Here is a 20,642-nt window from a genome sequence, read left to right on the forward strand (position 1 = left end):
ATGTTTCTAATTCATCAAGATCATAGTTTTATTACTGATTTTTTAATTGCTTTTTAAGCAATTGGTTTTTTCTGATAGTAAGATGGTTTTGGTATCTAGATGTAAACTATTTGTTAAGGAATGATCCAATGAATTGATTAAGTGTGATAATTATCACACTTTATGATCCCCATCTTAATTAAATTAAATAAAAAATTCAGGGAGTCATGAAAAAGAACATGGGGACCACCGATAGAGTAATCAGAACAATAATTGCATTGACTTTGATTGCATTATTTGTTGCTGAGGTATTAACCGGAGTCTTGGGATTCGTTATGCTAATACTTGCAGTTATATTTCTGCTTACTAGTTTTGCAGGATTTTGTCCGTTGTATAAACCCTTTGGTATTAGCACATGTCCAAGGAATAAACAACATCGTTGAGGTTAAGGTAGAATAAGCACTGTGTGATAATAGTTTGATTACAGATTAAAAAGAACGCCAATCGGCGTTCTTTTTAATTAAACTTAATCAAGTTTTATCTTGAATGAGTTAGACTTAAGATTCAGAATTGTCGATTTTCTCGGAAAAATCGCCATCAATAAACTTTAGTTTTGATTTCGATTGTCACCAAAGGATATGGTTGTAATAAAGTGCTGTTTTACTTCTCTTCCTCTTTGAGAGGCAGGTTTCCAATTTGGCATAGTTTTGAAAGTATTTAATATCTCTTTTTTCACCTGATTAGAAAGGTTTATTTCCTTAAAAAATTTTATATTTTCTGCCGATCCTTCCTCATTAATCGTAAATTGTACTATGACACTACCAGTTGATTTTTGTTCAAGCATTGATTGATTGTATTGGAAGTTGGCAGCAAAAAACGCGTATAGATTAGCCACTCCTCCGTGAAATGAAGCAGGTTCTTCTATTATAGTGAAATTTGGGTTTACACTTTGAGTATAAGTATTTTTTGATTCAAATTCCTTTTTGGTGATATACGTTGATGGTCCTTTATATTCTCCTAATCTAAGATCGATATGATCGATAATTAATGTTTCTTTTTCTAATTGAATTATATTAGTAGAGCGTCCTTTCAATCTGTGTGGAGTTGATTGGTACCCTATGTAGGAAACCTCTACTTCTTTATTATCATATAAGCGTTCTATTTCAAATTTACCTTCTCTATCTGTTGAAGTTCCTTTACCGGTATTTTTTATAATAATGTTAGCACCTTCTAAAGGCTTTTGAGTTTCCTTATCTATTACCTGGCCAAAATATTTTTTATTTTGACAGAACCCAGTATTAGATAATAATATGAAAATGGAAAAATAAATCAGCTTAGCCATAACTAAATAAAAATTCCTGTATTAGTAAAAAATTGATTTCAAATTTAAGTATTTATATTTAAATAGGTAAGTAAGTTTTATAGTTAGAAATAATATTTCATTACTATTGTGATTATCTGAATTACTCTCGAAACACTTAATCATGTAAATTGTCTAACTTATTCCTATTCTCTCAGTTATAACACCATGCGACCAAAAGATCCGTTATTACAATTCACCGATAAAGGTATCTATTGCGAAAAGGGAGGTTTCTTCATCGATCCCTGGCGGCCGGTGGATAAAGCCCTGATCACTCATGGACACGCAGATCATGCCAGGTGGGGAATGAAAAACTATTTATCTACTCCAATAACTGAAGCGATCATGAAATATCGGATCGGTGCAGATATTAATTCTGAATCCATAGGTTTCAATCATAAAAAAAGAATAAATGGTGTCCACGTCTCCTTTTTTCCTGCGGGACACATACCCGGTTCGGCGCAGATCCTTGTTGAAGACACATCACAACGCTGGGTAGTGAGTGGTGACTATAAAGTAATTGAGGATTCTATTAGTGAGCCATTCGAGTTAGTGAAATGTGATTATTTTATTACTGAGTCAACTTTTGGGCTTCCTGTATATCGATGGCGTACCGATGAAGAGATCTTTGGTGAATTAAATCAGTGGATCTCTGAAAATATTGAAAATAAGATTAACTCGGTAATACTTGGATATAGCCTTGGGAAGGCTCAGCGATTATTACAGGGAATAGACAATTCTTTTCTCCCTGTTTACTGTCACGGTGCTGTGTATAATATGAACGAAGTACTAGCGGCAGCCGGGATGGATCTAAACGATTATAAACCTATAACCAGGGACACCCCAAAAGACGAATTAAAAGGAAGAGTTATCATCGCTCCACCATCGGTGTTAGGAACCCCCTGGTTGCGCAAGTTAAAACCCTATAAAACGGCAATGGCCAGTGGTTGGATGACCCTCCGTGGTGCTCGTAGAAGGCGAAATGCTGATAAAGGCATTATTCTTTCTGATCACGTGGATTGGCCCGGTCTTAATGCCACTGTTAAAGCGGTGGAGGCAGAGCATATATACGTTACCCATGGATACTCAGACATTTATGTTCAATACCTGAGAGAACAAGGAATCGATGCGGATGTTGTTAAATCTGAATATGAAGGAGAAACTGATACAGAATAATGAAGCACTTCATTTCTTTATTTAAAAAGATCGATAGTACTACCAAAACATCTGTAAAACAGGCTGCATTGGTTGAATATCTCCAAAAATCGGATGGGCGGGATAGTATTTGGGCTGTAGCCTTACTTACAGGTAAGCGTCCAAAGCGTACCGTAAATTCGACACAAATCAGGACATGGGCTGCTGAGGAATCTGGTATTCCTCTATGGCTATTTGAAGATACTTATCATATTGTTGGTGATTTGGCAGAAACTGTTAGTTTGGTGCTACCTCCTGTAGAAAAAGAAAACCTTAAACCCTTAAGCGAATACATGGATTTGCTTACCGGTTTAAAAGATAAAGAGGAGGAAGAGAAGAAAGAACTCGTATTGTCAATCTGGAGATCATTAGATGTCACAGGCAGATTTATTTTTAACAAACTCATGACCGGTGGGTTTCGGATTGGTGTCTCTTCCAAAATAATGACGAAAGCAATTGCTGATTATGCCGAATTACCTGAAGATGTTGTTGCCCTGAGATTGACAGGTAGATGGTCTCCTGTTGATCTCACTCTGGATGATCTGTTAAAAGAACCTGATGAAGAAGAGCGGTTGTCAAAACCATATCCGTTTTACCTGGCGTATGCATTGGAAGATGAGCCTCATGAGCTGGGTGATCCTGATGAATGGTTCGCCGAACGAAAGTGGGATGGTATCCGTGGTCAGATCATTTTACGTGATGGTCAGTTGTTTGTGTGGAGTCGTGGTGAAGAGCTGATCACTGATAAATATCCTGAATTTGAAATATTGAAGGACCTATTTGATCATGATATCGTTTTTGATGGGGAAATCCTGGCTTTCAGTGAGGGTGAACCGCTACCATTTCATTTACTCCAACAACGTATTGGAAGAAAGAATGTCACTGCCAGCCTGATGAAAAAGGTGCCTGTTGCTTTTTACGCATATGATATATTAGAATATAAAGAGGAAGATTTCCGTGAGGTTCCTTTTAGTAAAAGGAGAGCGCTCCTGGAGAAGGTACTCAGTGAAATTGATTCTGAAATTATTAACCTTTCACCAATAGTTTCTTTTTCAAACTGGAAAGAACTGGAACCAGAAAGAGAAAATGCTCTTGAGTATAAGAGTGAAGGGTTGATGTTAAAGCATAAAGATTCGATCTATCAGGTAGGACGTAAAAAAGGAGGATGGTGGAAATGGAAAATGGATCCACTGACTGTCGATGCAGTCTTGATTTATGCCATGAGAGGCCATGGTCGTCGGGCTAATTTATATACAGATTATACATTTGCTGTGTGGGATGATGAAGGAAACCTTGTGCCTTTTACTAAAGCATATTCCGGATTGACTGATGCTGAATTCATGGAAGTCGATCGATTTGTTAAACAAAATACGATCGAACGATTCGGACCGGTCAGGTCTGTAACTCCCGAGCTGGTCTTTGAGATCGCTTTTGAGGGTATTGCGCCTTCTAAAAGACATAAGTCAGGAGTGGCAGTCAGGTTCCCCAGAATGCATCGATGGCGAAAGGATAAACCTGTGGAAGAAGCTGATACTCTGGCAAATCTGCATAAAATATTAAATATAGTTACTTGATAGTTTGATATTATTATTTAGAGTACTTTCGCGATTATTTTATCCTGGATGGAAATTTATAACCAGATAAGTGAACGGAAAGAAGTTAAGTATTTTGCCGTTCAATTAGGCAATAACATTGATATTGTCTCACTCAGAAAAGAGACTCGTTTCAGGGTCATTAGTTTTTCAGCTTCAGATATAATGTTTGAAGTTGAGCACGGAGGATACATTCACCTTTTTAAGCAGGGATCAGTTGTTTTTGTTAACTGCAAACAACACGAACAAGATCGATTTATTGAAATAGTTAATCCTTATGTTACAGAGCCTCAGAGCCAGCGTTTTGTAGATGATTTTGAGATTGAAATAGAACCTGATAAACCTTCGCGATTTCAGTTTGATTATTTCTCTCTTCCTGTAGTCAATACTGATGTCCATAAGGTTGTGGCTCTAAATCTTGTGCAAAGTACCGCTTTGGATTATTATTCAGAGATTGTGTCAAGATTGCTTGCGCAAATCAATGAATTCTCTGTTCAATTGGCCCAAAAAGGTAAGCTAAAATCGGGTAGAAAGAGCATGCTTAAATTTATTGGTGAATCTCTTATTTCAAAAAATGCCATAGCACAGCAAATTTATTTTTTCGACACACCAGATATTGCCTGGGATGACCAGTATCTGGATCGGTTAAATCGGGAATTAAATAATAATTTCGAATTAAAGCAGAGGTATCGTGTTCTGGAAACGAAGTTTAAAATACTGGAAGAAAATTTGTCAGTTTATATGGATATCTATAACCAGAAAGAAAGTGCTATTCTCGAATGGATCATTATCATTCTGATATTAATTGAGGTTATAGATACTTTTTTGACAAAGTTGATTTAATTAGTGGTATAAATTTTAGCCAGTTTATCTTTTATCCGCTTGATCTGCATTTTTACAGAACTTTCATTTTGCCCTGTAATAGTCATCAGCTCTTTGATGGAATGTTGATCTTTAAACCTTAAAAGGAACAAAGCTTTTTCTTTTTCATTGAGTTGAGTAAGTAATATGCTTATGATTTCTTCTAGTTCTGAATCCTTTAAAGAGGTAAGACTGCCATCAATATCTTCATCCATTTCGTCTTGAAGGGAATCGATCAATGCTGAGTTTATTTTCACATTAACTTTTTTATTATTTTCCTTTATATAAGAAAGGCAGGTGTTGTGTACTATGCTGTATATCCAGGTTTGGTATTTTGAATTCCCTTTAAACAAATCAAAGTGGATAAATGTCTTGATCAGTATTTCTTGTGTAAGGTCATCCGTGGTTGACGAATCCTTGCTGTACCTGCTGACCTTTTCTTTAATAATCTCCCTCGATTTTTTCAACAATTCTGACATTATTGAAGGATGGCCATATAGTCTGTATAAGGAGGCTAGCTCCTCTATCGATTTTAATTCTACATTCATCGGAAATAAAATTAAGCAAAAGACATAAAATCATTTTATGATATTCAAATGATTGTCTTTTTTTTCAGGCAAGCTAAATAGTCAAGTTTTACTAGAATTTCCGATAAAAATCAAGGGGTTTTGCAAAGAATCTTTACATTATGCAGAATAATCTTCTACGAATCACGGGTGAGCCACATCTATTTCGTAATAAAAAATTAATAAAATAGTTTATTTCAATATAAAATTTTGTTATAGATATAATTTTTATTAATTTATTTATATCAATCAAAATATAACCAAATCATTAAACTATCATGTTAACAAAAACCAAATCCCTTTTGTGCGCAATCCTATGCGCATTTATGATCGTATCCTGTCAAAATGAATCTGAACAAGTAGGACCTGAAAATGAAGTTTCTGAAGAAGCTCTTGCTACTCTGGAAGCCGCTGGTTTTGATGTAGTCAAGTTTCCGGTTTTCAATACTGAAATCGGTTATGTCGTTGAGAATGATATTTTGATTTCTCACGAACAAATGAATTCTTTGAGAGAGGGTTCTGAAATCCCCGCTGTTGAACATTATTCCACAGACAATCTTGTAACGGGTACGCCACGAACTATTAATATTTATGTTAGTACACGTTTCAGGTCGCAATATTTTCAAGCCACAGATGCTGCAATTGCCCGTTATAATGCAGAAGGATTAAACCTTGTATTTAACAGGGTTTCTAGTTCATCAAATGCTGATATTATTATACAACCATCACCATGGTATTATGGGTGGTTTGGAATTTTAGGCTCTGCTGGATTCCCCACTGCTTCAGGAGATCCACATGATCAAATCTTATTAACCAGATCATACTATGATAATGTTTCTGATATTGGTGCATTAACCACTACCATCGCTCACGAGATGGGACATTGTATCGGTTTCAGACATACAGATTATATGGACAGAAGCTATAGTTGTGGAGGTTCGACCAATGATGAAGGTGATGGCGGTGTAGGAGCCAATTATATTCCGGGTACTCCTTCTGGCCCTGAGGCTGGATCGTGGATGCTCGCATGCTCAGATGGTACCGATCGTCAGTTTACTTCTGGAGACAAAACGGCTTTAGATTATCTCTACTAAATTAAGATCGATGTTTTAATAGTTAAAAATCAGCCACCTCATAGTGGCTGATTTTTTTATGAAAAAATATGTGACTTTTTTTGTTTTGGTTGTCTAAGTAATAAATGCTCAACGATGAGAATTGATGTAGATATAAAAACGCAACCAAATGACATAACCTGTGGGCCAACAGCTTTGCATGCTGTATATAATTATTTTTCTAACGGGTATGAGTTAGATACACTTATCAATGAAATACCTATGCTTGATGGTGGTGGAACATTAGGTGTAATGCTTGGTAACCACGCCTTAAAAAATGATTTCTCGGTATATCTATATACTTATAATTTAAATGTTTTTGATCCCTCATGGTTTTCAGAACCAGGAGTTAACCTGATCGCCAAACTTTCTGAACAATTGACTGCAAAAAACGATGACAGGATCAGATATGCTTCTCAATATTATATTGAGTTTTTAAATAATGGAGGAGAAATTATTTACACCCAACTTTCTCAAGATCTTTTCAAGCATTATTTGAGACAGGAGATACCATTGCTTGCCGGATTAAGTGCAACTTTTCTTTATGGATCAATGAGGGAAATTCCTGACTCCAATCAATATGATGACATTCTGGGTTACCCTTCAGGTCATTTCGTAGTGGTATCTGGTCTGGATATACAAAATGAAAAAGTCACCATTTGTGATCCTCTGAAACTGAATCCTTTGGCTGGCAAAATGATATATCATGTAGATCTAAGTCATTTAATAAATTCCATTCTTTTGGGTGTAATCACCTATGATGCAAATATTTTAGTTTTAATTCCTAAATCCAGATATGAGGTTAGTATATATCGTGGTTGAGAAAAGCGTCGAACTTTCTGCCTTTTCAGATATTGACAACACGGAAACCATTACCGCTAAAGAGTATATCGAAAATGAGTTTTTTCAACAGAAAAAGTTATCTGTAATTAACTTATGTGATAATTATGGTTATCAGAGTACAGGGTATTATGTATCACTGTTGGCTGAGGCCCGGAAACATAAGGTGATTCCTACAGTCACTGCTATGCAGGATATCAAGACATCAACCTTAATCAAAACTGATCTTAGTGATTGGGATGACCTAATTCAGAAAACCCTCTCTGAGACTGAATTAGAAAAGCTTGAAATAAATATTTATTTCGGTACCTGTAGAGACCTTAGGTATCTGAAGCTTGCTCTTACATTATTGAATATTTCTCAGCTTCCTTTATTAAAAGCTGTATTTGTCAAAAAATCCGGAAAGTGGTACCCGGGATCCATCAGGCAGCTTTCAATAAAAGATTTGACTGCGGAAGAATTTGCCGAATTTAAATCAAGTTTAATCTCATTTTTAAAAGGTAAGAAGCTGACTGTAAATTACGAGCGTAAAAAATACTCGATGGCCATCCTGGTAAATCAGGAGGATCAAACACCTCCTAGCAATGCAAAAGCACTAAGCAGGCTGGTAAAGGAGGCAGATAAGTCCGGATATTCAGTTGAATTCATTACCAAGAATGACTTTGCCCGTTTATTAAGCTTTGACGCTGTTTTTATAAGAGAAACTACCAATGTAAATCACCATACTTACAGGTTTGCAAAAAAAGCAGAAAGTGAAGGAATTGTAGTTATTGATGATTCTCAGAGTATTTTACGATGTACGAATAAGGTTTTTTTACATGAATTACTAAGTAGTAATGGAATCCCGGTTCCAAAAGCTGTAGTCGTTCATAAATCTCAATATAAAACCTTTAAACTTCCCTTTGAATATCCGGCGGTGATCAAACAGCCCGATGGATCTTTTTCAAAAGGTGTTTTAAAAGTTAATAATCACGAGGAATTAAAAGCCTCGCTGAAAGATATGTTCCAGAAGTCTGATTTGTTGATCATTCAGGAATTTATGCCTACCGAATTTGATTGGCGGGTTGGAGTCCTTAATGGTAATCCGATTTATGTTTGTAAATATTTTATGGCTAGAAATCATTGGCAAATTTATAACTGGGATAAGAAAAAAGGCCAATCAGGTAAAAGTGAAACATTAAAAATAGAAGAGGCTCCAAAAAAGCTTTTGAATGTAGCAACAAAGGCTAGTAAACTGATCGGAAATGGTCTTTATGGAGTTGACATTAAGCAAAAAGACGGAAAGTATTTTGTGATTGAGATAAATGATAATCCGAGTATTGATGCCGGTATTGAGGATAAAGCCTCAAAGAATTTTATTTACAAAAGTATTGTTCAGGAGTTTACTACCCGAATAAAGAATACCAAATGATCAAAAAAAATAGATTAAGACTTTTTCAAGCTTTTGGAGTAGAGCTTGAGTATATGATCGTTAACCGTGACACCTTAGAGGTTATGCCGATCGCTGATAAACTCTTCAGCAAAAAAGGAAATGTAGTTGTAGGGGAAAAAAATAACGGGATCATTAGCTGGTCTAATGAATTAGTAATGCATGTTTTAGAACTGAAAACTACTCGTCCTGAGGAAGATTTAAACCTTTTGAAGGAGGAATTCAGGAATAATATAAAAGAAATAAACGAGCGTTTACTTGATTATAATGCAATGCTAATGCCAACAGCTGCCCATCCTCTAATGGATCCTGTCGTGGAAAAGAAGCTTTGGCCTTACGATTCAGGGGAGGTTTACCAGCGTTACGATGAGGTGTTTAATTGCTCAGGGCACGGTTGGGCAAATCTTCAGTCAACACATTTAAACCTTCCATTTTATGACGATTTTGAATTTGCCCGTTTACATGGAGCTATCCGGATAATTTTACCCTTGCTTCCAGCTCTTGCAGCGTCTTCACCTTTTTTTGATGGTCAATTTTCCGGAGTAATGGATAACAGGCTTATTTATTATATGAAAAATCAAAAAAGGATTCCATGCATAACCGGGAAAGTTATCCCGGAAAGGGTATATTCAGAAACTAATTATAAAAGAAAAATCTTTGATAAAATAAGCGAAAAGATTGCTTCCTTCAATGAAGATAATATACTGGATCCAGTATGGGTGAATTCAAGGGGTGCCATAGCCCGGTTTGACAGAGGAAGTATTGAAATACGTGTTCTGGATATTCAGGAATGTCCATCGGCTGACCTTGCAATTCTTTCCTTTATAATTGGAATGATAAAATTAATATCCGAAGAACGTTATGCAGGTCTACAGAAAATACAACAAAAAAACACTATTGATCTATATCGCATATTCAAGCAAACAGTTGGTTTTGGAAGAGCTGCTGTGATAAATGATTCTGATTATCTGGGCTTTTTTGGATTGCGTGGCGTTGAAGATTCTACAGTAAATGACTTGTTGAATCATATTTTCATGGAGTTGCAAGAAGATTATCCTGGACTTATATTACCTTGGAAAAATAACATTGACATTTTGATTAATCAAGGTAGTTTATCTGAAAGAATTATAAAAAATGTTGGAACAAATCCAACTAAATTGGAACTTATGAGTTTATATAAAACACTTTCAACGTGTTTAATAGAAGATAAAATGTTTATAAAATGTCCGGGATAAAAGTAGTGATTACTTGTGAGCATGGTGGATATGATATCCCTGAGTCATTCCGGGATAAATTAGACATTCCAGATGATGTGATCTCCAGTCATTGGGGATGGGATCCCGGTGCTTACCTGATTGCCTCAGATATAGAAAAAGCAAAAAATTGTCCGATGATTTTTTCAACCTATACCCGATTATTGGTTGACCTAAATCGAAGTATCGGTAATAAGCAATTATTCAGCCAATATACAAATGAGTTAGATAAGTCTACCAAGCAGGAAGTGCTTTCTAATTATTATTTTCCTTATCGAAAAAGGATAGAGGAGTTTATTTCCAGAAGTATAGATGAAGGGGATTTAATAATTCATCTTAGTATCCACACATTTAATACGATATTTAATGACGAAGTAAGGGATTTTGACGTTGGGTTGTTATATGATGAAACAAGAACCTTAGAAAACAAGGTTTGTTACTTTATCCGTAAGAACTTATTAAAAGCAGATGAAAATCTGAAAGTAAAATATAACGCTCCTTATATGGGTACAGATGATGGTCTTACTACTTATTTTAGAAGCACTTTTCCACCAAAAAAGTATCTTGGTATCGAAATTGAAGTGAATAACAGGTTTTTCTACAACGGTGAAATACCTTCCATCAGCGCTTCAATTGTTTCTTCTTTAAAAGGTATAGAAGAACTGAACCTGGATTTCGATACAATTACAAAATTCAACTGATTTACGAAGTATATTTATTTAATTTACGTTTTAAAATTACGGTAAATTATGTCTTCATTATTAGTTGAGAATATTTTAAATAATAAGGAAACTGTTGTAAAAGGTGAGCCTGACTTATCTTATGAAGACCTGAAGAAGGGTTCTGAAAAAGTAGCTGACTTTCTCCTCTCAGAGAAAGGCGATCTTACCGGTAAAACAGTATTAAGCTTTTTAAAGCCTGGTGAAGATTACTTATATGCTATGATTGGAACGTGGCTGGCAGGTGGGATTTTTGTACCAATGCCTGTTTCATATCCCATGTCAGAATTAGAGCATTATGTAAAAGACAGTCAATCGGATGTTTTATTGACCTCCTTTTCAGATTTGAAGAAGCAGCTACCTGATTCTTTTCCCTTTCTTCAGATCGGTTTTGTTGACAGGATAGTTGATGACGAAAAAATAAGTGGTCACCTAGGTGTTGATGTAAATGAGGATGATAGTGCATTGATGATCTATACCAGTGGGACCACAGGCAAACCAAAAGGAGTTGTACATACATTTGCGTCGATTAAGAGTCAGGTTGATACTTTGATTGATGCCTGGAAATGGAGGAAGAGCGATTATATTGTAAATCCTTTACCTATGCATCATGTGCATGGCATTGTAAATATCACTTTATGTGCACTTACTGTCGGAGCTAAAGTGGAATTTTTAAAATTCAATAAAAAGGAATTGTATGATAAACTGCGTAATTCAGATTCTACGGTTTTCATGGCGGTTCCGACTATCTATAGGAAATTAATTGACGAACATGAATCCCGGGATATTTCAGAGCAGGAAGATTTCACTAAAGCATGTCAATCGATGAGATTGATGGTTAGTGGTTCTGCAGCACTTCCGTTATCTGTTTTGAAGAAATGGCAGGAGATCTCCGGGCATTTTTTACTTGAAAGGTATGGTATGTCAGAAACCGGAATGGTTTTAAGCAACGATTACGAAGGAGATCGGTTTGAAGGCATGGTCGGAAAGCCACTTAAAGGTATCGAAGTGAAAATCGCTACTGAAGAAGAATCATCAAATACCGGGGAATTATTAGTAAAGGGTGATCAGCTCTTTAAAGAATACTGGAATAAGCCTGAAGCGACAAATGAAGCTTTTGATCAGGATGGCTGGTTTAAGACAGGAGATAGAGTAAAAGTTTCTGAGAATGGAGTTTTTAAGATACTTGGGAGGTATTCAGTGGATATTCTGAAGGTTGGAGGATATAAGATATCATCTAATGATATTGAAGAGGTTTTAAGGAAGCATGAATTTGTAAAAGATGCAGCGGTAGTGGGGATTCCAAATGAAGAATATGGTGAAGTTATTGCAGCTGCAATTGTGTTTAAGGACGAATATAGTCAGGAGAAGTATCTTTCTGTGCTGGAAGATTATGCTTTACTCCACCTGGCAAGACATAAAATTCCTCAAATATGGAAAAGGGTGGAAGAGCTGCCTCAAAATGCTATGGGTAAAGTGGTAAAGCCAAAAGTGAAGGAATTAATAAGCCAGTCATTAAATTAAAGCTAATTAAATGTAATTCATCAGGGTTAACTTTAGGATTCCCGTTAAGGTGGTTCCTTAAACTTATCGGACAAAGAAATGGAGGACGTGATCCTTTTTATGAAAACTTTGACCGATGCGAAATATGAGCCCTCCCATCACCTTGTTGTTCAATAAAAAAGGCCGCTTTATGCGGCCTTTGTTTTATTTTTTCTTCCACCTTAATGAATAGAGATCTTTTCTTCTGTCTTTGAGGTTTTTTACTGAGCCATAATTGTGTAACCTTTTCAAAAGATCAAGATCGACATCTACTATCAATGTCATTTCAGTATTTGGAGTTGCTTCAGCTTTAACCCCATTATTTGGAAAAGAGAAATCACTTGGTGTAAAAACTGAAGCCTGACCATACTGGATATCCATGTTCTGAACTTTTGGCAAGTTACCAACACCTCCTGCAATGGCTACATAACATTCATTTTCAATTGCTCTGGCTCTGGCACAACTGGCAACCCGTGTGTATCCATTTTGAGTATCAGTAAGGTAGGGAACAAATAATATTTGCAATCCCTGATCAGCCATTAGTCTGGATAGTTCAGGAAATTCCACATCATAACAGACCTGGACACCGATTTTTCCAGCATCTGTATCAAATACTTTCAAGGTATCACCTCCTACCATTCCCCAGTAATATTGCTCATTTGGGGTAATATGTATTTTGTCATATTGTTCAAAAGTTCCGTTTCTTCGGCAGAGATAACCTACGTTATAAAGGTGCCCGTCTTCTTTGATCAAAGGCATCGACCCTGTAATAATATTTACATTATATGAGATAGCGTATTCCAGTAATTTGTCTTTTAACGGAACAGTGAATTCAGCTAAAGCACGGATGGCTTCTGATTCTTTTTTCTCGTTGCTGAATGCCATTAGTGGAGCATTAAATAACTCCGGAAATAAGGCGAAGTCGCAGTTGTAACTGCCAAGCGTATCAATGAAGAATTCCATTTGCTCGCACAATGATTCAAAGTCATTGAACAAACGCATTTGCCATTGGATCAATCCTAATCGTACTTCAGATTTAGGCTGAGTGATATCCTTCTCTTTTTTCGAATAGTAAATATTGTTCCATTCCAGTAAAGTGGCATATTCCAGGGATTCTGTATCTCCTTCAAGATAATTTTTAAGGACCTTCTTTACATGAAAGTCGTTTGCCAGCTGGAAACTTAAAACTGGATCAAAAATCTCTTTATGCTTAACATTCTCGATGTACTCCTTTGGAGTCATCTCATGGGCATATTTATTGTAATTAGGAATTCTTCCTCCAGCGATGATAGACTTAAGATTTAATCTTTCGCATAAGTCTTTCCTTGCATCGTACAATCGTCTACCTAACCTTAAACCTCTGTATTCCGGGTGAATGAAAACATCAATGCCATACAGCACGTTGCCTTCTGGTGCATGAGTTTCAAACTTATAATTATCAATTATTTCGTTATAAGTATGATCATCATCAACTTCATCGTAATTAATGATCAGTGAAAGAGCACATCCAGCGATTTTTCCATCCGCAAGAACGCATATTTGTCCCTCGGGGAAAATTTCCAGGAGTTTCTCGATATGGTGTTCTTCCCAGTAATCTTCTTCCCATTCTTTATAAGATTCTACCATTGATCTTCTAAAGCCACGGTAGTCATCAAGTTGTAAAGTTCTCAGTTCAACGCTCGATACTTCGCTCATATAATAAAATTTGGAAAGTTACTGATCTAATATTTTAGCAAGTTAGCGAACTTTTTCCGTACCTTATTGATTTTTGGTCTGGATACATTTTGAATATAGGAGTCATTTGGATTCTTTTTCTCGTAATCCTGGTGGTATTCCTCAGCTATCCAGAATTTGTCATAACGATTAAGTTTAGTCACCACTTCCTTTTCTCCATAAGCATCAGAGTCTTCGACTTCCTGCATTGCTTTTTGTGCCAGTCGCTTTTGTTCTTCATTATGATAAAATATTGCAGAACGGTACTGTTTACCAACATCAGGTCCCTGTCTGTTAAGCTGTGTCGGATCGTGGGCTACGAAAAAGATGTCCAGTAAAGTTTTATAGTCAATCACTGTTGGGTCATAGTATATTTCTACAGTCTCCGCATGACTAGTTCTGCCATAGCTTACCTCTCGGTAAGTCGGGTTTTTTGTATCTCCTCCGGCATATCCGCTTACTGCTTCGTAGACTCCTTTAATCTGGTCAAAGCTGGCTTCTACGCACCAGAAACATCCTCCGGCAAATGTGGCGGTGTCAAGTTTTGAATCAGGGATATTTGAAAGGTCCACTGTCTTTGAACTTTGTTCATTTTGTGCTTCTGAAGAACAGGATATACCCAGAAAAATCAGAAGTATGGATACTATATTTCGCATTTTGCTTTTTTCTTGATTGAACGATCTTTATGTAAACCGGTTATTGGTTACGGATTAATATTTGTTAAAGGCTTATTTATACCACTCGAGAAGTCTGACATCCACGCCTGCAACTCCTCCTTCGACAAGGGCTTTGAACTGATTGACATCGGAATAGCCATTCTGGCCCCTGTAATGATATGGATACACAATGTCCGGTTTGAATTGTAATACGGCATTGGCTGCTTGCTCCACTGACATTGTATATGGCAGATTCATACAAACGAATGCAATGTCAACATTTTTAAGCGACCTCATTTCAGGAATATCTTCGGTATCTCCACTGATATAAATTTTCTTTCCTCCCATAGTAAGTAGGTATCCGTTCCCACGTCCCTTCGGATGTCTTGAATCGGCTGTTTCCGGTAAATTGTACATAGGAACACCCTGGATTATCATATCATCCACCTTTGTTTTGCTTCCGTTTTTTAAAGTAATTATTTCTTGGTTGCTGATACCATTCATTTTTTCATTGACTGCAGGAGGGACAATGAAAATTGCATTGCTGGTAGGCAATTCATTTAATGTTTCCTTATTAAAATGATCTCCATGGATGTCAGTGATTAAAATAATGTCAGGATCAGGATAGCTTTTGAATTTATTTTTTCCTCCATGAGGATCAACGTAAATTGTTTTATTATTCCATTCGAGAACCATGGTAGCATGTTGAACCGGATTTATTGTTAAGATGCCCTTTTTTGTTTCAATTTGATCTGTTTGCAGTTTTTCCTGGGCATTAATGCTTAAAACCAGAAGTATCAGGAATAATGATGTTACAGTTTTCATAATAGTATAATAACCAGTGTGATGCAGAAGTGTTTTTATAAGATTAATATATAATTTTTTCGCTGTTTGTAAAACAAAACTTTCGTTGCTACGGTATAAATAATATGACACACGAAGAAATAACTCAACATTTAAGCAGGATCATAGATAATATAGCACAGATCAACTCAACAGTTGGTACCGCTGATTATGAATCTTTTGCCAGAAATGAACAAGCCAAAGAAACTGTTTATGAATATTTACAGGAAATAGGACAGGCGGCCAGAGAACTATATAATAATAGTGAAAAAGCCAGAGAATTACCTGTAGATACCTTAATGGCTTTTAGAAACGCACGCTACAACCAGGAAGCTGAAATTGATCATCACTCTATTTATAGTCTGGTCACCGGTCAGCTTCAGGAAATCGCAGATGAGATTAAGAATTCAGAATTATATAAAAATTCGTGGAATTAAATATTAAGGATTAAGTTTAAGTTTAATTGAGCCGGTTAGTTGCCGGCTTTTTTATTGATCAATCCTGTTAACCTCAAATTCTGTGAGTTCACCATTATTGGATTTGTAGTGTATTTCTATAGGATTACAACAAACTTCACAGTCTTCGATATACCTCTGTTCCACAATTGTAATATCTAAGATCATACTTATTTCTTCCCCACAATAAGGACAATAAAATTTGTGTTCTATTTCGCCTAAAATCATTTTAAATAGGTTCGGGTTTGATTTTTGCCCTAAGTGTTCTCGATAAAGAGGTTATTCTATTTATTTCATATGGATTTTCAAGATGTTTTTCTGCCTTTGTTAAAAGAAGGTCAATGTACTCATTAAAAATATCATTGTAATAGTTTCTCTTTTCATCGAGGTATAATAATTTCTCTATTGTTTTTAGAATGCTATAAAGGATTTGGTAATCTGATTTACCATAATTTATTATCGGATCGAATGAAGATCTGAATAAATGTTCAAACTTAAGTGGTTCAATGAAAACGACGGGTTCACCTTCTTCCGTGTAAATGACAGGTTTATCCATTTTGTATATGCATATAGAATGGAGATCAGTTAGTGAATGTATGCATGATAAAGCAGTGGCCGGATCATTAATACCTGGTGAAAGCGCTTTGACAGCAATTTCAGTTAATCGTGTAAAACCATAAGTATAATGAGTATGAATGATTTGGTCATTAAAAAAATCAAAACAATTCAGGATTTCATTAATAGGATCATCTCCCACGTTTTCAATAGGAGTGTTTAAATATAATAATGGTGTGCCTGAGACAACAAATGCCCCTCTTTGATAAGGGATATAGATTTTTAAATCATTTTCTCCGACTATCTTTCCGATATTTGCTTTTTGAATACCCTGATAGTATCCAGTTTCTTTTGAATTTACAGGGTACCAATTATTTAAGCTTGAAACCATCCAGTCTTCCTGATATTCATCACGATCGATCTGATCTTCAATGGATCCATTCAGCTTGTTTTTCGTACTCATATGAATCTTGTGAATAATACGACTGTAATTCACTGATTCGGTGACATAGTTTAAAAAATATATAAACAGGAATATATCTGCTAAAACCATAAGAATACAGAGGAAAACACCTAAAGTTGAAATGTCTCCTTCTTGGTTATTATCCGCTCTGACCTGGTAAAGCATTAAGAAACAGAAGACAATAGTTCCGATATATATCCCAAGAGTGATCTGATGATGCTTTTCACTTAGTATACCGCTTAGCAAGCGATTGGAGAGATTACTTGCTGCCTGGTTCAAAACAATCATTACCATCGAAAAACTAAATACTGTCAGGCTGATTATTCCTCCTGCTGCGGTAGTATATATTGCCCTGGCAGTTGAAGTATCTTTTATTTCTAATATGGGGAAAATACCAACAATAAAATCTTCAACAACTGAATTCTTAGTATTGAAGACAATAATTGCCAAAACAAAAAAGCCCAGAACTATCAATCCCGGAACGAAAGATATATCCGTGATGATTCTGGACTTAATTTTCCTGAAAAGTTTATTTAACTGAGTTTTGTCGATCATTTTATCCCATAGCAAATTGCTATAAGTAAAATAATCAATAAAAATTAATTGATTGTATCAGAAGGCAGGTCTTTTGCTTCCATAAACTGATCTTCTTTTATCTCCCTGATTCTTCTTTGGGCATATTCGTGATAAACTTTATTGTTTATGGTGTCGTATTTCTCGGTGTATTCTGTATAATAATGGATTGCCGGAGTTTTATCTTTATAGTACAGATCACAACTTCTGGCCAGTTGATAAATCACAATATCTTTAACCTCGTATTCTGTTGCTTTTTTGTATGCAGATATTGCCTTTTGGTAGGATCCGTCTTTTTCCAGAGATTCACCCAGGGAAGCATAATATGTCCCGATTTTTTCATCGATTGAGAGTTCTATAGCCTTTTCAAAGTTTTCTATAGCTTGGTCGTACTCATTACTTTCCTTCAGGCAAACACCACGGATATAAAACAAAGATGGAACTTTCTTACTATTCTCAATTAATTTATCTAACAAGGGCAGGGCATTCTCATATTTACCCGTATTGTATAATGAAAAAGCATTCAATTGCAGCATACTATATAATGTGTCTCCTGATGCTAATAATTCATTTGTAATGTCAATAGTTACTTCGTATTCTTTCATGTCATAGGAAGCTTTCGCTTTTATGACTTTAAATTTTCTGTTTTCCGGATCTTGCAGAAAGCCGATGGATATTATGGAATCCGCAAATTCAGGCATTCGAAGCTCAAGATATAATTCTCCAAGTTTAGATCTCATATTCAGATCGTCTGGATTGTTTTTCATAGCAATTTGCCAGGCATTAACCATCATACCAGGCATACTCCTTTTTGCTGCCAGATTACCTAATGAATAATATGCATTAGCACTTGATGAATCTGTTTGACACCACTTTAAATTCAAATCCATTGCCTTTTTGGTATATCCCCTGTCAGCGGCGATTTTCACTCCTAATTGGAGAAACCTGGCATTGTCTTTATATTTATTATTTCCATGTTCAACCAATTGATCAGCAATACCAAGTTTACCTTGCTTGTAGACGGAATAAGAAAGATAGTATAGGGCCAATTCATTAGTAGTGTCTGAATTATAAATTTTCTCAAAGATTTGTTCTGCCCGTTCATACTCACCTTCGGATAATGCGATCTTCCCTTCCGAAAAAATTGATTGAGCCTGAATAGATAATATTAAAAATGTTAAAACCAGTACCAGATTTAGTTTCTTCATAATTCTGAATTTAATGAGAAGTAAATTAACTAAATTTTTAGTAGGTTTTAAAATTTATTCCCACGCATCTAGATTTTCTTTTTTCATTTTGGTTTTTTGTTTATCATTCAAGTCAAATCTGTGGTCAATAGATTCAGATTCCCATTCTCCATACATTGGGTTCGGAAATACAATGAAAAATTTTAGCAATTCTTCCTTATAATCATCTACCAATTCTTTGATGTTTTTAGCCGGTTTAATAAAGATCTCTTTATAGTCTCTGAGATTATCACCAAGAAAAAGGATTATATCATATGCTTCTTTTACTTTATTTCGACGAATTGTCTTATCACTGGTCTCAATTTTAAGAAAAACATGTTCCTTATCTGCATTAGGGAATCCAAGATTTTTTAGATTTTCTATGGTGCCATCAAGTGATATATTATTTCGGTTTGAGATATAAAAGACTTCCACCCCCAGGCTCATTGCAAAATTTGTAAAGTCTAAAGCTCCAGGCAAGGCATCAGCGGTTCCTGCATTGGCCCATTTATTCCAGGTATCAGTACTGTAGGTTGTTTCTGTTGTAATCAGATAAGCATTATATGGGCTATTATCGAGAACAGTTTCGTCGAGGTCAAGCACTACAGCCTTAGGCATCTCAGAAGTTGATTCAGATAAATTTTCTATCAGGCGATATTTTGCTAAATCATATAATTGCTGGTACAATAAATAATTTTCACCAGACTTTTGATACCATAAGGTAGCATTTATGTTTTGTTCTGAATAGTCAGATTTCTTCTGCCCGTATACCGGCGAGGTCAGTATGATTATAAGTAAGATTAATTTTGTTTTCATAGTTGTTTAACTATTGATTTATGTATTTTATAACAGCTCGTAAAGTTACTTTTCTGATTTCCTTTTCAACAGGTTTATTTAATTTATTCATGACAAATTGAAATTTAAGTGAAGAAAAATTTTCATTTATTTTTACGATTTTGAGATTAAAGGAATCATTTTGAATATATTTTTCGAAGCTAATTAATTGTTTAGCAAGATATTCTTCAACTATCTCAATGTCCAGTCCGGCGTTTTTTACATCAAACTCAAAGCTTACTTTTTTAATTTTTCGTTTACTGAAATTAACTACATCAGTATTCATCACCAGGTTGTTTGGGATAAATATCAGATCCTCATCATCATTATTGAGATGGATATTTGTGAGGGTAATATTTTGTACTTTTCCTTTGTTATTTCCTACTTGAATATAATCGCCTAATGAAATTTCATCTGAAAACATAATGATCATCCCATTGATCAAATTTGAGATATAGTCTTTTGATAATAGGGCAATTGCGGCAGCGACGATACTTAAAGAGGTAATAAATTCAAATGGATTAATATTCAGCAGCATTAATATGAAAATTATTAATACCAGAACATTGAGAAGGTCAGCAATACGGTTTATGCCCAGTATGAAATTGTCAACTGATCCTTTATTGATCTTATTTTTCTTTAAATACATCTGAGCAAGTATTATCCTGCCTAAACTGACAATTATATTAGCAGATAAGAAAAATAAGATTGCATCAGAAACATACACTGGAATTTTCAATTCTTTAATTAAAGTTGGGTTGAGCCTTACCACAAGGTATATGCCTATGAAAAGAATGATTTTTATGATAAAGAAAAATCTTCTTTTATTTTCAATTTTTTGTGTTGTTTTCATATTAAAAATTCAAAAAGCAGGTGT

The 20,642-nt window shown here is 35.4% G+C and carries 21 protein-coding genes; 11 read left to right on the forward strand and 10 right to left on the reverse strand.

Features of this window, described 5'->3' with window-relative positions:
- The first annotated feature begins 206 nt into the window (after nt 1–206).
- The gene (locus OO013_RS04830) at nt 207–422 is read left to right on the forward strand and encodes a YgaP family membrane protein (RefSeq protein ID WP_266055551.1); all 216 of its coding nucleotides are present in this window, start codon (nt 207–209) and stop codon (nt 420–422) included.
- Nucleotides 423–586: 164 nt separating this feature from the next.
- On the opposite strand, the gene OO013_RS04835 is transcribed toward OO013_RS04830, so the two are convergent.
- A complete protein-coding gene (locus OO013_RS04835) occupies nt 587–1,321 on the reverse strand; it encodes a carboxypeptidase-like regulatory domain-containing protein (RefSeq protein WP_266055552.1) in 735 nt (244 codons plus the stop codon).
- 186 nt (nt 1,322–1,507) lie between these two features.
- Here OO013_RS04835 and OO013_RS04840 point away from each other — a divergent pair, with 186 nt between their 5' ends.
- The 3 genes from OO013_RS04840 to OO013_RS04850 are packed head-to-tail and all read left to right on the forward strand — an operon-like array spanning nt 1,508 to nt 4,968.
- Entirely contained in the window at nt 1,508–2,515 is a 1,008-nt protein-coding gene (locus OO013_RS04840; RefSeq protein ID WP_266055553.1) for a ligase-associated DNA damage response exonuclease, read from the forward strand.
- Complete coding sequence (locus OO013_RS04845; protein WP_266055554.1) at nt 2,515–4,107, forward strand: ATP-dependent DNA ligase; 1,593 nt, start codon at nt 2,515–2,517, stop codon at nt 4,105–4,107. Before OO013_RS04840 ends, OO013_RS04845 begins: the two co-directional genes overlap by 1 nt.
- Before the next feature lie 48 nt (nt 4,108–4,155).
- Nucleotides 4,156–4,968, forward strand: a complete 813-nt coding sequence (locus OO013_RS04850; RefSeq protein ID WP_266055555.1) for an RMD1 family protein — start codon at nt 4,156–4,158, stop codon at nt 4,966–4,968.
- Here the strand turns inward: OO013_RS04850 and OO013_RS04855 are convergent.
- Nucleotides 4,965–5,534 (reverse strand): RNA polymerase sigma factor, encoded by a 570-nt coding sequence (locus tag OO013_RS04855; protein ID WP_266055556.1) that lies wholly within the window; start codon nt 5,532–5,534, stop codon nt 4,965–4,967. The genes OO013_RS04850 and OO013_RS04855 overlap by 4 nt on opposite strands.
- A 344-nt stretch (nt 5,535–5,878) precedes the next feature.
- On the opposite strand from OO013_RS04855, the gene OO013_RS04860 reads away from it, so the two are divergent.
- From OO013_RS04860 to OO013_RS04885, 6 genes are all read left to right on the forward strand, one after another.
- Entirely contained in the window at nt 5,879–6,646 is a 768-nt protein-coding gene (locus OO013_RS04860) for a M57 family metalloprotease (RefSeq protein WP_266055557.1), read from the forward strand.
- A gap of 114 nt (nt 6,647–6,760) precedes the next feature.
- Complete coding sequence (locus OO013_RS04865) at nt 6,761–7,486, forward strand: C39 family peptidase (RefSeq protein ID WP_266055558.1); 726 nt, start codon at nt 6,761–6,763, stop codon at nt 7,484–7,486.
- Complete coding sequence (locus OO013_RS04870; RefSeq protein ID WP_266055559.1) at nt 7,461–8,915, forward strand: RimK family ATP-grasp domain-containing protein; 1,455 nt, start codon at nt 7,461–7,463, stop codon at nt 8,913–8,915. The genes OO013_RS04865 and OO013_RS04870 overlap by 26 nt, the downstream gene beginning before the upstream one ends.
- Nucleotides 8,912–10,168 (forward strand): carboxylate-amine ligase, encoded by a 1,257-nt coding sequence (locus OO013_RS04875; RefSeq protein WP_266055560.1) that lies wholly within the window; start codon nt 8,912–8,914, stop codon nt 10,166–10,168. Before OO013_RS04870 ends, OO013_RS04875 begins: the two co-directional genes overlap by 4 nt.
- Nucleotides 10,156–10,887 carry an N-formylglutamate amidohydrolase gene (locus OO013_RS04880; RefSeq protein WP_266055561.1) on the forward strand — a complete coding sequence of 244 codons (732 nt, stop codon included), beginning with the start codon at nt 10,156–10,158 and terminating at the stop codon, nt 10,885–10,887. Before OO013_RS04875 ends, OO013_RS04880 begins: the two co-directional genes overlap by 13 nt.
- Nucleotides 10,888–10,935: 48 nt before the next feature.
- Entirely contained in the window at nt 10,936–12,429 is a 1,494-nt protein-coding gene (locus OO013_RS04885; protein ID WP_266055562.1) for an acyl-CoA synthetase, read from the forward strand.
- A 183-nt stretch (nt 12,430–12,612) separates the two neighbouring features.
- On the opposite strand, the gene OO013_RS04890 is transcribed toward OO013_RS04885, so the two are convergent.
- The 3 genes from OO013_RS04890 to OO013_RS04900 all read right to left on the reverse strand — a co-directional run bounded on the left by OO013_RS04890 (nt 12,613) and on the right by OO013_RS04900 (nt 15,641).
- Entirely contained in the window at nt 12,613–14,142 is a 1,530-nt protein-coding gene (locus OO013_RS04890) for a bifunctional GNAT family N-acetyltransferase/carbon-nitrogen hydrolase family protein (protein ID WP_266055563.1), read from the reverse strand.
- Nucleotides 14,143–14,168: 26 nt separating this feature from the next.
- Entirely contained in the window at nt 14,169–14,816 is a 648-nt protein-coding gene (gene msrA / locus OO013_RS04895) for a peptide-methionine (S)-S-oxide reductase MsrA (protein WP_266055564.1), read from the reverse strand.
- A gap of 72 nt (nt 14,817–14,888) precedes the next feature.
- On the reverse strand, nt 14,889–15,641 hold the full coding sequence (locus OO013_RS04900; RefSeq protein WP_266055565.1) for an MBL fold metallo-hydrolase: 753 nt from the start codon (nt 15,639–15,641) through the stop codon (nt 14,889–14,891).
- Between the two features lie 104 nt (nt 15,642–15,745).
- Here OO013_RS04900 and OO013_RS04905 point away from each other — a divergent pair, with 104 nt between their 5' ends.
- Nucleotides 15,746–16,096: a HepT-like ribonuclease domain-containing protein gene (locus tag OO013_RS04905; protein WP_266055566.1), complete on the forward strand. Its 351-nt coding sequence runs from the start codon at nt 15,746–15,748 to the stop codon at nt 16,094–16,096.
- A 51-nt stretch (nt 16,097–16,147) separates the two neighbouring features.
- On the opposite strand, the gene OO013_RS04910 is transcribed toward OO013_RS04905, so the two are convergent.
- From OO013_RS04910 to OO013_RS04930, 5 genes are read right to left on the reverse strand one after another with little or no spacing between them, the layout of a single operon-like run.
- Nucleotides 16,148–16,342 (reverse strand): CPXCG motif-containing cysteine-rich protein, encoded by a 195-nt coding sequence (locus OO013_RS04910; RefSeq protein WP_266055567.1) that lies wholly within the window; start codon nt 16,340–16,342, stop codon nt 16,148–16,150.
- Between the two features lies 1 nt (nt 16,343).
- Nucleotides 16,344–17,687 carry a DUF2254 domain-containing protein gene (locus OO013_RS04915; RefSeq protein ID WP_266055568.1) on the reverse strand — a complete coding sequence of 448 codons (1,344 nt, stop codon included), beginning with the start codon at nt 17,685–17,687 and terminating at the stop codon, nt 16,344–16,346.
- A gap of 44 nt (nt 17,688–17,731) precedes the next feature.
- The gene (locus OO013_RS04920; protein WP_266055569.1) at nt 17,732–18,913 is read right to left on the reverse strand and encodes a tetratricopeptide repeat protein; all 1,182 of its coding nucleotides are present in this window, start codon (nt 18,911–18,913) and stop codon (nt 17,732–17,734) included.
- A gap of 54 nt (nt 18,914–18,967) precedes the next feature.
- Nucleotides 18,968–19,747: a 5'-nucleotidase, lipoprotein e(P4) family gene (locus tag OO013_RS04925; RefSeq protein WP_266055570.1), complete on the reverse strand. Its 780-nt coding sequence runs from the start codon at nt 19,745–19,747 to the stop codon at nt 18,968–18,970.
- Between the two features lie 10 nt (nt 19,748–19,757).
- The gene (locus OO013_RS04930) at nt 19,758–20,618 is read right to left on the reverse strand and encodes a mechanosensitive ion channel family protein (protein WP_266055571.1); all 861 of its coding nucleotides are present in this window, start codon (nt 20,616–20,618) and stop codon (nt 19,758–19,760) included.
- Nucleotides 20,619–20,642: the final 24 nt, after the last annotated feature.

The sequence above is a fragment of the Mangrovivirga halotolerans genome, assembly GCF_026241165.1.
GTDB classification, from domain to species: Bacteria; Bacteroidota; Bacteroidia; order Cytophagales; family Cyclobacteriaceae; genus Mangrovivirga; species Mangrovivirga halotolerans.